14 protein-coding genes are annotated in these 13,172 nt (G+C 49.0%); 8 read left to right on the plus strand and 6 right to left on the minus strand.

What is annotated here, in order from left to right:
* Positions 1–75 precede the first annotated feature (75 nt).
* Genes opp4C through JOE21_RS07675 form a run of 5 tightly spaced genes read right to left on the minus strand, consistent with a single transcriptional unit; the run spans position 76 to position 5,674 of the window.
* On the minus strand, positions 76–978 hold the full coding sequence (opp4C, locus tag JOE21_RS07655; RefSeq protein ID WP_309864456.1) for an oligopeptide ABC transporter permease: 903 nt from the start codon (positions 976–978) through the stop codon (positions 76–78).
* A 12-nt stretch (positions 979–990) separates the two neighbouring features.
* Positions 991–1,953 carry an oligopeptide ABC transporter permease gene (gene opp4B, locus JOE21_RS07660; protein WP_309864459.1) on the minus strand — a complete coding sequence of 321 codons (963 nt, stop codon included), beginning with the start codon at positions 1,951–1,953 and terminating at the stop codon, positions 991–993.
* Positions 1,954–1,981: 28 nt separating this feature from the next.
* Positions 1,982–3,649 (minus strand): oligopeptide ABC transporter substrate-binding protein, encoded by a 1,668-nt coding sequence (opp4A, locus tag JOE21_RS07665; RefSeq protein WP_309864462.1) that lies wholly within the window; start codon positions 3,647–3,649, stop codon positions 1,982–1,984.
* A 28-nt stretch (positions 3,650–3,677) separates the two neighbouring features.
* Positions 3,678–4,661 (minus strand): ABC transporter ATP-binding protein, encoded by a 984-nt coding sequence (locus JOE21_RS07670; RefSeq protein WP_309864464.1) that lies wholly within the window; start codon positions 4,659–4,661, stop codon positions 3,678–3,680.
* Positions 4,658–5,674 carry an ABC transporter ATP-binding protein gene (locus tag JOE21_RS07675; RefSeq protein WP_309864467.1) on the minus strand — a complete coding sequence of 339 codons (1,017 nt, stop codon included), beginning with the start codon at positions 5,672–5,674 and terminating at the stop codon, positions 4,658–4,660. The genes JOE21_RS07670 and JOE21_RS07675 overlap by 4 nt, the downstream gene beginning before the upstream one ends.
* A gap of 354 nt (positions 5,675–6,028) precedes the next feature.
* Between JOE21_RS07675 and JOE21_RS07680 the strand changes: the two genes are divergently transcribed.
* From JOE21_RS07680 to JOE21_RS07695, 4 genes are read left to right on the plus strand one after another with little or no spacing between them, the layout of a single operon-like run.
* The gene (locus JOE21_RS07680) at positions 6,029–6,478 is read left to right on the plus strand and encodes a hypothetical protein (RefSeq protein WP_309864470.1); all 450 of its coding nucleotides are present in this window, start codon (positions 6,029–6,031) and stop codon (positions 6,476–6,478) included.
* 15 nt (positions 6,479–6,493) lie between these two features.
* Positions 6,494–6,880 (plus strand): hypothetical protein, encoded by a 387-nt coding sequence (locus JOE21_RS07685; protein WP_309864475.1) that lies wholly within the window; start codon positions 6,494–6,496, stop codon positions 6,878–6,880.
* Between the two features lie 6 nt (positions 6,881–6,886).
* Positions 6,887–8,131 (plus strand): glutathionylspermidine synthase family protein, encoded by a 1,245-nt coding sequence (locus JOE21_RS07690; RefSeq protein WP_309864477.1) that lies wholly within the window; start codon positions 6,887–6,889, stop codon positions 8,129–8,131.
* Between the two features lie 35 nt (positions 8,132–8,166).
* The gene (locus tag JOE21_RS07695) at positions 8,167–8,604 is read left to right on the plus strand and encodes a DUF350 domain-containing protein (protein WP_309864479.1); all 438 of its coding nucleotides are present in this window, start codon (positions 8,167–8,169) and stop codon (positions 8,602–8,604) included.
* 70 nt (positions 8,605–8,674) lie between these two features.
* Here JOE21_RS07695 and JOE21_RS07700 read toward each other — a convergent pair whose 3' ends face one another.
* Positions 8,675–9,043 carry a DoxX family protein gene (locus JOE21_RS07700; RefSeq protein ID WP_309864483.1) on the minus strand — a complete coding sequence of 123 codons (369 nt, stop codon included), beginning with the start codon at positions 9,041–9,043 and terminating at the stop codon, positions 8,675–8,677.
* A 334-nt stretch (positions 9,044–9,377) separates the two neighbouring features.
* On the opposite strand from JOE21_RS07700, the gene JOE21_RS07705 reads away from it, so the two are divergent.
* The 4 genes from JOE21_RS07705 to JOE21_RS07720 all read left to right on the plus strand — a co-directional run bounded on the left by JOE21_RS07705 (position 9,378) and on the right by JOE21_RS07720 (position 13,059).
* Entirely contained in the window at positions 9,378–9,914 is a 537-nt protein-coding gene (locus JOE21_RS07705; protein ID WP_309864486.1) for a sigma-70 family RNA polymerase sigma factor, read from the plus strand.
* A complete protein-coding gene (locus tag JOE21_RS07710) occupies positions 9,911–11,071 on the plus strand; it encodes an anti-sigma factor family protein (RefSeq protein ID WP_309864489.1) in 1,161 nt (386 codons plus the stop codon). The genes JOE21_RS07705 and JOE21_RS07710 overlap by 4 nt, the downstream gene beginning before the upstream one ends.
* A gap of 208 nt (positions 11,072–11,279) precedes the next feature.
* Positions 11,280–12,227: an ABC transporter ATP-binding protein gene (locus JOE21_RS07715; protein WP_309864492.1), complete on the plus strand. Its 948-nt coding sequence runs from the start codon at positions 11,280–11,282 to the stop codon at positions 12,225–12,227.
* Entirely contained in the window at positions 12,211–13,059 is an 849-nt protein-coding gene (locus tag JOE21_RS07720) for an ABC transporter permease (protein WP_309864495.1), read from the plus strand. Before JOE21_RS07715 ends, JOE21_RS07720 begins: the two co-directional genes overlap by 17 nt.
* Positions 13,060–13,172: the final 113 nt, after the last annotated feature.

Below are 13,172 nucleotides of genomic sequence, written 5' to 3' on the forward strand. Positions count from 1 at the left end.
ACCTGATATCGTTAAAAGGATACGCCTATTGTGCGTATCCTTTTTTGTTGGTCGCCCATAGCCTCACTCATTTGATTAATGGGCTTTTGGATTAAACGCATCTTTCACCCCTTCGCCGAAAAAATTGATCGCCAATATTGTGAACGAAACGCAAATCGCCGGCGGAACCCATATCCACGGCTTGTTTTGCAAGACATCTCTTTCTCTCGCCTCCATCAGCATGTTCCCCCAACTCGGGGTGTCCGTCGGAACGCCGATTCCGATAAAGCTCAAGCCGGCCTCAGCCACGATATACAATGCCAACAAGAGCGTGGCCTGTACGATGATGGTCGTCATCACGTTTGGCAGCAAGTGCTTGATAATAATCATCCCTGGTTTGGTGCCGATGGATCGAGCGGCGAGAATATACTCATTTTCTTTTTCTGCCAGAATGACGCTGCGGACGATACGCGCTACACTTCCCCAGGTGAGAACACTAAAAACGATGACCAAACTCCATGCATTGGTTAATTTTCCGAGTAGAATGGAGTTTAACACGATCGCAAACACCATAAACGGGAAGTTCATCATAAAATCCGTCAATCGCATGAGCAAGCTGTCGACCCAACCGCCAAAATACCCTGCGACCGCTCCAATCGTCGTGCCGATCAGCGTTACAAAAAAGGTGGAGGCTAGTCCGATCGTCAAAGAAACCCTGCCCCCGTAGAGTGTTCTCGTAAAGACATCCCGTCCGTTTTTATCGGTTCCCAACCAGTGTTCGGAAGACGGCTCCAAGCTGATCTTATCCGTATGAATGCGGGAGATATCAGTCGTTGTCACATATGGAGCCAGAAACGATAGGGCGATCATAAAAATGAGAAACAATGCACTCAAAACGGCCAATTTCCTTCTCATAAACTTTTTTCTGGCTAATGCCCACGGTGAGAGAGATTGGTGCGGCTTACTCTTTAATGCAGTCTCATGGGTGACAACATTCATCATCATCCACCTCTAGTAACGAATTCTCGGATCGACTACCCCGTATAATAAGTCGGCAACGAGGTTGCCCAACAACGTTAACAGCGAGAGTAACATGGTCAGGGACATGACGACGGCGTAATCTCTTGTATCAATAGAAGAAACGAACAACATCCCAATGCCGGGATAGGTAAAAATCGTCTCGGTAATAATGGCCCCGCCAATTAAAGCGGCTAAGTCGAATCCCAAAAACGTTACCAGTGGAATAATCGAATTTCTTAAAATATGTTTGTTGTAAATGGCCGATTCTTTCGTCCCTTTGGCTTTGGCTGTACGAACATAGTCCTTTCGACTGTTTTGAATGATGTCATTGCGCAAAAACTGTGTATAGGATGCGGTCGAAAACACTCCTAACGTCACAGCCGGCAGCAGTACATGCTGCATTCGGCTTTGCCAATAATCCCATGTCCCTTCCTCTAAACCGGGCGTATAGGAACCACTTGACGGAAGCCAGCCTAATTTAAAAGCGACAAAGTAGATCGCGACGATGGCGATAATATACTGTGGAATCGCAATACCGGCATAATTAAACGTTGCAATCGCATGATCCCCGATGGTGTACGGTTTTCTTCCTGCGTACATCCCCATTGAAAAAGCGAGAATGTATGTGATGATAAGGGATGTGATCGCCAAAAACAGTGTGTTTGGGATCCGTTCTGCAATCACTTCACTGACTGGTTTTTTATATGTGGTCGATTTTCCGAAATCTCCCTGTGCGAAGCTCGTTATCCAACGCATGTATTGAACGTGGATCGGGTCGTTGTATCCGAGTTTTTCACGCATTTCCTCGATGTACTCCGGATTGGTATTGTTCGGGTCGATCTCCCCCCCGAAGGGGTCCCCTGGCATGAGCTTTGCCAGGGTAAATACAACGATGGAGATCAGGATCAACAGCGGGATGATCGCTAGTATTCTGCGCAGTGTATAGGCTAACATGAAAATGTCTCCTTATCTGCGAATGGTCCTATTTCACATACCATTGATGGAAATCGCGCAGTCCGGTGGCATCGATGACGACACCGTGCAGACGTTGGTTCATCCCGTACAAGTCCATGTTCTCCCAGAGGGGCAGGGCGGGAAGTTCATCGTTAAACAGCTGCTGCCATTTCACGTATTTATCTTTCCGGTAATCGCGGTCAAACGCTTTGTCACTCAACGCTTCTTTTAGGAGTTGATCAGATTCTTCATTCACCCAGCGACCGAAATTCCACTCTGCCGTACTGGCCCATAGTCCGCTCGGATCCGGGTCACTGCCTACAACCCAAGCACCGAAAAACACTTCCAACTCTTTATCATCGTTATCTTTCATTTCGTTATAGGTATTAAACTCAACCAGCTGCCCGGTTGCCAGTTTGGCATTGAGACCGACATCTTTCCAGTTTTGAATGATGGCCTGGGCACGTCCTTCAAATGCGGACGGGCCCGCATAGTGGCCGAATTTAATCTCAAATTTGTTGCCGCCCGGATCTTCCCTGAACCCATCTCCGTCCATATCTTTATAGCCCGCTTGATCAAGCAGTTGCTCTGCTTTCTTCTTATCGTAGTGATACGGGGTCAGTTCTGAATCGTCGGCTCGAATCCAGTGAACAGACGGGATCGGTGAATCAACCGGCGTGGCTTTACCGGCGAGATAGGCATTGATTAAAGCCTCTCGGTCAAGGGCGTAAAACATCGCTTGACGCAACCGCTTATCTTGATACTTCTCGTAATCGTCGACGGCTTTCCGTTTGTCTTTGTCCCAATGGCCGAAGCGAAAGCCGATGTATGAATACCCCAGCCCTTCTTGTTCCTTTACATCGATATGGGGGACGGATTCCAGCTGTTCGACGTCATCCGGGCGAATCTCCATGATATCGACTTCACCGTTTTCTAACGATCCCACTGAAAGGGACGGATCGATCACCTTAATCGTCACTTCCGCCAATTTCGGCTTGCCTTGCCAGTAATCATCAAACCGTTCTAACAGAACGTACTCCCCGGGCGTAATCTTTTTCACCTTGAAAGGTCCCAATCCCACTGGTGTTTCCTGTACTTCTTTGGAGCTGGAAAGTTCAGCGACGGCGAGCCCTTCCAGTGCTTTCTTGGGCATGGGCCGAGTCCATAAGTTCTCCAAGTTGTTGACTTTCTTTTCTTTAAATGTCACTTTTGCTGTATAAGGGTCGACAATCTCAAAACCGGAGATGCTGTCCGCTTTTCCTTTTCGGTATTCGTCTGCCCCTTTAATATTTTCAACATAATTGTAGCGAGGTCCGTCATAATCGGGATCAGCGATAACTTCAAGGGCGAACTGCCAATCTTCCATCGTCAGTTCTTCCCCGTTGTGCCACTTGATGCCTTTTTCGATGGTAAAGGTATACGTGATGTTGTCGTCCGACTCCCATTTTGCGATATGAGGCTGATATTCCATCTTTTCATTGACTTTAATTAGATCATCATGGATAAAATCGTTTACTTGGGAATCGATCGCACTCCCTGCAAAACCGGGGATAAACAACCCTTCCGGTGCTTGATCCACCGCATAGGTGATCGTGTCCTTGCCTTTTTCCTTTATAGCCGAACTGCCGCTACAAGCTGCTAAAAACAGCGACATGAGCAACATCATGGACAATAAGACGGTAAGTGACCGTTTCATTGATTACGCCCCCTCAGAGTATTGATGATTACCCATGCAGAAAACAAGCGACTTGATGCTTGGGTCTCACCTCCTTTAAAACCGGCCTTTTCTCCCGGCATTCGGGCATCACGTGTGGGCACCTCGGATGAAACGAACATCCCGTTGGAGGATTGGCAGGATTAGGGACATCTCCTTTTAACACGATGCGTTCTTTCCGACTGCGCGGATCAGGAATCGGGATCGCGGATAATAACGCTTGTGTATAAGGGTGAAGGGGTTCTCTGTACAAACTCTCTCCCTGTGCAACTTCTATCATCTGACCCAAATACATCACCCCGATTCGATCACTCATATGCTTGACGACACTTAAATCATGGGCGATGAAGATAAACGTCAGCTTAAACTCTTCTTGTAAGCGCTTTAAAAGATTTAACACTTGCGATTGTACGGACACATCCAGTGCCGATACCGGTTCGTCGGCGATGATAAGTTTCGGTTTGAGGGCCAGCGCTCGCGCAATCCCGATTCGTTGTCGTTGGCCGCCGGAAAATTCATGTGGGTATTTGTAGTAGGCATCATAGGTCAAACCGACCTTGACGAGCAGATCCATCACTTGGGCTTTTATTTTCTCTTTCGGCAGCTTGTTAAAGTTTAGAATCGGTTCGGCTAAAATATTCCCGACCATCATCTTGGGGTTTAATGAAGCATACGGGTCCTGAAACACCATCTGAAGATCCTGTCTGATTTTTCGTAAGGTGCTTCCCTTTACATCGGTGATGTCTTGGCCGGCAAAACGAATGGAGCCCTCCGTCGGACGGTCAAGCCGTAAGATTGTGCGTCCTGTCGTCGATTTACCGCATCCGGATTCGCCGACAAGACCGAAGGTTTCTCCTTTATAAACATCGAGGCTGATATTATCCACGGCTTTGACATGGCCGATCGTCCGCTGTAGAAAGCCCTTTTTTATCGGAAAATATTTTTTCAAGTTTTTCACTTGAAGCAGGGGCTTCTTATTCTCTGTTACACTCATGTGTTAACCCTCGTTTTGTTGGGATAGCTGGTATCATAAAGCAAACATCTGACGTCATGACCGGGTTCATTCTCTTTGAGCTCAGGCTTTACACATTGACAGTCAGTGGTCGCTTTCGGACAGCGATCGGCAAAACGACAGCCGATATCGGATAATTTTGTGAGAGGCGGCACGACACCTGGGATCGAATCGAGTGTGTGCCTGGTTTGTTCCAGTTTCGGAATCGAACCGAGCAGTGCTTCTGTATAGGGGTGTTTTGGCGCGTAAAACAGGCGTTCCACATCTGTCTTTTCAATGATTTCTCCGGCGTACATCACAAGGACGTAGTCGCATAGCTCCGCAACCACACCAAGATCGTGTGTGATCAGCAAAATCGCCATTTCTTTTTGATCCTGAATCTCGGTCAACAGCTCTAAGATTTGGGCTTGAATCGTTACATCCAGCGCCGTTGTCGGCTCATCGGCAATTAGTAGCTGCGGGTGATTCGCAATGGCCATCGCAATCATCACCCGCTGTCTCATTCCTCCTGACAGCTGGTGCGGATATTCCTTTAAAACTTTGTCTGGGCGGGAAATCCCTACTTGTTGTAATAGTGCGACGGCCCGTTCATTTGCTTCCCGCTTGCTGATGGTTAAGTGGTTGAACAGCACTTCTGTCAATTGAAAGCCGATGGAGAATACGGGATTTAATGCGGTCATCGGCTCTTGAAAAATCATGGAAATGTTCTTACCGCGAATCTCATCCATTTGTTTGTCTGTTTTTTTTGTCAAATCCAAACCGTTTAAGTAGATCTCTCCCGACACTATGCAAGCATTTTCCTTTGGTAACAACTTCATGATGGAGAGCGACATCACGCTTTTGCCACAGCCCGATTCACCGACGACCCCGACGACTTCTCGTTTTTTCACTTTCAATGACACATCGCGGATCGCATGGTAAAACTGGTTATCAATCGTAAAACCGGCAGATAAGTTCTCGACTTCCAGTAAGTCGCGTGGATGGCTTTGAAGCATAACGACCTCCTGATTTCTCTTAGATTCCAATGGCACTTCATATTTTTTAATATCGATAAACAGATTACGGTTACCAGATGGGGTATGAGTATGTTTTGCAAACGAACGGGTATGTAAATAAGATTGATATGCATCATGTATAAGTTTCATAATAATAGCTTGTTAGTCGGTTGGATAAAGTTTAATTAATATGTAAATTCTATATAACTACTCGTAATTCCTGCATTTCAAAATGTTATAAGTGCTCCTGTTTTCTATTGAAAAGAAAAATGAAAACATTCTCTTTACAAAGAAACGGATGGAGAGGTAAGCTGAAGCGGCGGACTACTTTAAACACAGGGAAGGGGGGACAGGGTGGCTACGCTGGAATATCGATTGGATGAACCGGACCGGGATCATCCTGTTTTGTTTACCTATGAAGAGATCGACGAAGAGGAAATCTCCACTCGTTTTGTCTGTGATTACTTTGTGACGGAGGATCGGGTCTACGAGCAGACCGCGACTGCCTTTGGTGACAAAGGACCCATTATCTTTGTCCGTCAGGCGGATGACGAACAGGTCTGGGACGCCGAAGGGATTCCACACCCGATGTGGAAAGGGATTCGTCTGGAAATCCGCCGGTTTTCGGAGGAGGCACAGTTTTACCCTGTTATCGAGATCATTCAATGCCGGACACAGGCGGAGCTTCGCCTCTACCTGCAGGGTGAGATTTTGTATCGCGGCGGTCGCCAATGGCGAAAAACCTCCGCAGAAGTAGATGAAAACCGAAAAGTGTATGTGTTGTATGTGCAGTCGGTGGAATAAAGGAGCATCGGGGTTTTGGATTACGAAAAGGGGGAATCGATCGGTACCATGGAACAGCGTCAAGGGATGGAAGGGGAAGGATTCAATCGAACGGGAAAGGTAGTCGCCTTATTTGCGGTGGCGGCACTGGTTGCCGTTCCTGGATGTTCTTCTGCCAAGCCATCACAATCCAACTGTGTCGATCGCAACAAGGACGGATACTGTGATGATGTGTATTGCGTGGACAATGATGAGGACGGATACTGTGATGATGGCACCGGCCGTGCCGGGGGCGGCACGTATTACAGCGGGGGCAACCGGTATTACCAGAAGGAATCCGGAGTCACCAAGGGAACCAAGGGCGGATCCAAGGGCGGCATCGGCAAAAGTTCTTCATCCGGCGGGTTTTTCAGCGGAGGGTGATCCACCGTGACGGAACCGTATGATATCCGGCGAAAACGGATCTACGACTCCCTTCGAGAGGAAGGGATATTCACTTGGGATGAATGTTACGGTGAAGAATACGCATTGGCGACCGTGCAGCCTATCCCGGCCGCCTGGAAGAAGGAACTGGATCGGGCTACGGAAGCCTTAGGGAGAGTCTTCTCCCGGGTCATTCCGGTAGTTCAACAGGCGGATGACGAGTTGTTGCGGGAGTTAGGAATTCCTGCCGCTGCTATTCCTGCCGTTCGCATCGCCCTCGATCCACTGCTGCCGACGGTGGTGGGCCGATTCGACTTTGCCCGCACTCCAGAAGGGTGGAAGATGCTGGAGTTTAACGGTGATACTCCCACCGGTGTCGTAGAAGCTTTTTATGTCAATGGGCGCGTAGTGGAGGCGTTAAATGCGGGTTCAGACCCGAACGAAGGGGCCGACAGCCAGATTTGGGATGCGTTTCAGCGTGCGGTCCAGGTTTACCGCGAAGACGGCAGACCGATCCGGTCGATCGTTTTTAGCAGCCTGGACTGGCACGAAGAAGATGCCGGCACCACCCGCTACTTGATGAAACGTTCCGGATTAAACGCCCGTTTTGTCCCTTTGGAGCATTTGCGGGTGGAGGGGGACCGTTTGGGAAGCCGGGTGGAGGGTCATTGGAAGCCCATCGACCTGTGGTATCGCCTTCACGCCCTGGAGATTCTGGCGGAGGAAGCGGATGAGGATGGATATCCCACAGGGGCGCACGTACTGGATTTAATTCGTCGGGGGCGTCTTTCGACGATCAATCCTCCCGGCGCGTTGATCGGGCAGACGAAGGCTCTGCAGGCCCTGATTTGGAGCCTGCATGAAACGGGGCAATTTTTTACCCCGGATGAACATCGTCTCATCCATCAATATCTATTGCCGACCTACTTGGAAAACCGCTTTCTCGGACGGGAGCCGCATGTGGTAAAGCCTGTGTTGGGACGGGAAGGGGGAGCCGTTCTTCTATGTGATGCAGACGGCTGGGTCACCCATCGCGATCAGGAAGCCGCCTACTGGAATCAACCAATGGTTTACCAGCGCCGGGTGGAACTAGACCAGGTGGAGGTAGAGACGTTGGAGGGGCGGCGGATCGGAAACCGGTTGTGGGGCTCCTTTTTAGTAGGGGGAGAAGCCTCCGCAATTTTGTGCCGGGTGGATGGTCCCATCACAGGCAATTTGGCCCGTTTTTTGCCCGTCGCGATCAGCGATTAATTCTTACTCGCATCGAAAATGGAAAGGAGCCTCTCATGCTGGAACAGTGGCCTTATCTATTAAATTTTCTGATGTACCTGGGCGTGAGTATCCCGTTGGTGGTGCTGGGGATTTTTTTGTTCCTGATTACCACCCCGTATAAAGAAACCCAACTGATCAAGGAGGGGGCGGAAACTGCCGATTCGCAAAAAGCGGCAGCCGCCAAAGCCGCCTCGTATGTTCTGGGAGGAAAGCTGCTGGGTCTCACCTTGGTCCTCTCTTCAGCGATTTACCATGCGGCCAGCTTGGTCGATTTAATGATCTGGGGTGCGGTCGGTGCCGTGTTCCAGGTGCTGATCTTCTACCTGTTTGAGTTGTTGACCCCGTTTCGGGTGACCTCCGAGATCCCCAAGGGGAATGTCTCCGTCGGGATCTTCTCCGCTTTCCTCAGCATTTCCACCGGTTTGTTATTGGCGAGTCTGATCAGCTATTAAACCGTACCTTAAGCAACACGTGAACACCCACGATTCAAGCATCGTGGGTGTTTTTTTGCAGGCAACTCTTTTACGATCCTGTTTGCAGCGAGGAGCGATAACCGAAGAAGACAAGAAGGGCAAGGGCCAACAGGATCAACGCTGCCACGGACTCGGCCAACCCCTGCCCGGCTTGGAAGTGGGTGAGTACGGCTCCAGCCATCGTCAAGGCCAGCAACCCAGCGGAGTACAAACTTACTTTCGGTTTCCAGTAGCCGATGAACAGTCCAATAGCGGCTAGGACTTCAATGACACCCACCACGTACATAAATACAACCGGGTATCCGTAAATTTCCGTGAATGCCGTCACTTGCATCGGATTTCCGGATAGCTTCATTCCCCCTGCAAGCAGAAAAACGAGCGTAAGTAATGCTTGAACAATACGTACAACCCATTTCATCATGAACACTCCTTTTGGATCGAGTCGTTGTGATGGCTGACGGCCATTAAATAACTTTATGTAAGTATCTATATAATGAACAGATTACGTAAAGTAAATCGTTTTCGATGGATGAAGATGATCCCTTTTATAACCATGGAGTATGCTGATGCTGAATGGGTTTCCTGATGAATACAGGACAAATGATATCATTTTTTTCACCTTTTTCCATTCCAGTGACGGGGCTATTCCCCGTCTTTTCTCGTTTATAATGGTCGGGGAATCTTGGCTGACCCTGTCACAAAATCGCCGACGGCGGTGTCTATAAAGTGAAAAGGCTGAAAGGAGGTTCAGCATGAGGGGGTGGGCTTACTTGCAAGAGGAACCTCGGGAGGCTGATGATTTTGAGTACATGTTTAAAACCTATTATCCGTTTGTGGTACATCAAGTGATGCGAGTGATTCCCTCCCAATCGGTTGCGGAGGATATCGCTCAGGAAGTCTTTCTTCATTTTTATGATACGGATCGCGCACGGATTGAGAAGGTTTCCGCTTGGTTAACCCGAACGGCACTGAATACGGCTTATAATTACCTACGTTCTGAGAAGCGGCACCGAAACCGAATGGAGAAAGAAACCAGGAATCAATCCCACTGTCTTCCTTCTACGGAAACCAAGTGGCTGGAGCAGGAGGAGATTGTCTCCGTTCGCCACATCCTACTCCAAATGAATGAACGGGAACGTAATCTCCTCTTGATGAAATATTCGGGCTTCAGCTATCAGGAATTGTCTCATGCGTTGGAAATAAAGGCCGAATCTGTTGGAACCCTTTTAGCCCGAGCAAAAAACAAGTTCCGGAAGCTCTATCAACGTGTAAGGGAGGATGCTGGGTGATTTGCAATGATCAGGGACGGCTGCAAGCTTATCTGGATGGGGAACTGACCCGGAGCGAGCGAAAACAACTGGCTTTGCATATCGAACAATGTCCCGAATGTCAGGCTTTGCTTCAAGAAACAAAAGAAATGGAAGATTGGGTTCATGTAGCGATAACAGAAAGCCTGCCCGATCCGGATCGTTCGTTGGAGATCGATGGCGATCAGGCTTGGCAACGATTTCAAAACCTTTCCAAGCGGGATGGGCGGACCGAGGCCCCCTCTGAAGATTCGATGAAATGGAGTTGGAAAAAAATGAAAAAAACACAAAAGCGGTGGATTTCCGGGATCGCTGCGGCAGGGATTCTGGCAGCCAGTTTGACGGTTCCGCAAGTTCAGGCGGCTGCCAGTGAATTGTTGTCCGTGTTCCGTATGGACAAAGTAGAATTTGTCAAATTAACACAGGGCGATTTGGAAGAAATGAGCAACTTTCTGGAAAATAAGGAAACGGGATCGCTGGATTTAAAAGGATTGGGAAAGGTTTGGACAGAAGGGGAGGAAGAAGAGTCGATTCATCACTTTGACAATCCCGAAAAGGCGGTCAAAGCCGGACATTCATTACCGGAAGTTCCGGACGGTTACCAGGCTGTAAGAGAGGTAACAGTTGAAACTCCCTTTACGGTCCATTTCCGATTGGATACGGAAAAAATCAATAAATTGTTAAAGCAGCTGGAGGCAGACGTCGAACTGGATAAAAAATTGAACAACAAGACCTTCGCCGTCGAGATGCCCCGTTCGGTGTTCATGAACCTGAAAAACGAGAAAAGCTCCTCCGAAATTGAATACACTGTGGCGGAAACTCCTCAGATCGAAGTGGAAAAAGAGGAAGATGTGGACGAAATCCGGAAAGCGGTCCTGTCTCTCCCGTTTATTCCGGAAAACATTAAGACCCAGCTTCTCGACATCGAGGATTGGAAACAAACGCTGCCCGTCCCCGTATTTGAAGACGAAGGAGACGTGCGCGAAGTGTCCATCAATGGAGCGAAAGGGGTTATTCAAGAAGGGGAATGGTGGGCCTCCTTGGTTTGGCAGAAAGACGGAAAAATCCACAACCTGTCCATCTATGGCGAGGATGTAAACAGTAAGGAATTGATTCAATTGGCCAAAAAATTGAACTGAATACGGACGAAACAAGCAGAGTGACTTCGATAAGGGTAGTCTGGTAATTCCTCCGTGAGGAAGGGTCGCTGTCGCCTTTGATTTGCCTTTGCGCTTTTTGCAACGGAACGAAGACGGCTACACGACCCGGGCTTTTCGCCGAACGGATGGTTCAGATACGCCTTACGAAGTGGCTCTGCTTCGTGGTTTCGGGAGGGGAAAACGAAAAATGGAGTATGTGATCGAAACAAACCGCCTGACCAAATTGTATGAGGGAAACAAGGGATGCCGTGAGATTACCTTGCAAGTGCCCCGTGGAGTGGTATTCGGCTTCTTAGGGCCGAATGGCGCAGGAAAAAGCACGTTTGTACGCACGCTGTTGGGACTGATCCATCCAAACAGCGGAACGGCGTCCCTACTGGGTCATCCGGTTCCATCCATCGCTTCACGGAAGAAAGTGGGCTATTTGCCGGAACTATTCCGCTACCCGGATTGGATGACAGGCAGACAGCTGCTGGATCTGCATGCCGATTTGTCTGAGGTACCCCGTGTCGGAAGAAAGAAAAAGATTTCCGATTTATTGGAGAAGGTGGGCCTGCATCAGCGGGGAGAGGACAAAATCCGCGGGTACTCCAAGGGGATGCAGCAGCGAATTGGGATTGCAACTGCCCTGATCTCCGATCCGGAAGTCATTTTCCTCGACGAACCCACATCGGCGTTGGATCCGATCGGTCGGAAAGAAGTGCGCGACATGATCCGCGAATGGAGAGAGCAGGGGAAGACGGTCTTCTTAAACAGTCATTTGCTCAGTGAAGCGGAAACGGTCTGCAACCATGTGGCGATCATCAATCATGGACACTTGGTCGTTCAAGGGGATTGGCGCCAACTGTCAGCCGTTGAACCCCAAGTGGAAGTCACCGTCTCCGATATGGACGATTATGGGTGGGAGTCGTTTTCCGGGTGGGGCATGAAATGGGAGCAGATCGATCAAGGAGAGGACAGAAGCACCTGGCTGTTGACATTGTCCGAGGAGAAGCAAATTCCCGCTTTGGTCTCGGCTTTGACCGATCGTGGGATGAAGGTATACCAAGTGACACCGAGACAGCAGAGCTTGGAGGAATTGTTTATGTACTGGGTGAATCGGAAGGAGAACGCGGCACATGTGGACCATTGCTAAACTGACTGCCAGGGAAATCGTATATAAGCGCATTTTTTTAGTGATTCTTCTCATGTCTTTGGCTTATCTGTTTTTTTATGCATTGGGAACGTATTATGCCGGGGGGAAGGTAGTCGATAATTCGTTGGACGTTTTGGCCCGTGGATTTTTATCCACTCAGTTTTTGGGGATGGGGCTTTATTTTGCGGCCTTCATTATTTCCTTGTTAGCGATATTCAGCAGTATTGGAAGTATATCCAAAGAAATCGAAAGCCGCCAGATCGACCCTCTGTTGAGCCGCCCTCTTTCCCGTCATTCTTTTGTATGGGGACGGTTTGTGGGGCTGAGCGGACTGCTCATCCTATATACCACTTTATTATTTGTGGGAGTCACCATCATCAATCAATCCATCGGGGGAAATTTGAAGGCGGATGTAACTCTGGTACAGTTGGTACAGGCGTGGGGGTTGTTCCTGTTGCAGCCGGTGATTTTGGTGGCGGCTTCCCTGTTTTTCAGTGCCCGCTTTACAACGTTGAACAGCGGAATCACGATGGTGATGCTGTATGTGATCAGTATGATTGGCGGATTTATCGAGCAATTCGGCGCGATGATCAAGGAACAAATGATGATCAACATCGGGATTATGATCAGCTTGGTCTTCCCGGCGGATTCGTTGTTTCGCAAAATGACGATCGCTCTGTTTGACTCTGCAGATAATCCGCTTTCCCTTGCCACACAGGGGGTTTTCGGCAGTGTTTCTGTTCCGAGCAATGCGATGATTGTTTATGCGTGCCTTTATGGGGTGGTAGCCTTGTGGATGGCGGTTCGAGCGGTAAGCACCCGGGATTTATAAGGATCGGATTCTCCCGAAATCTGTTGCGATTCTATGGTTGTATCGATTACAGCGTGACAAAAAAACCGGAACCTTCGTGGGTTCCGGTTTTGCTTGCATCCGTGTCCGGGTCG

Origin of the sequence: Desmospora profundinema (genome assembly GCF_031454155.1) — a bacterium.
GTDB classification, from domain to species: Bacteria; Bacillota; Bacilli; order Thermoactinomycetales; family DSM-45169; genus Desmospora; species Desmospora profundinema.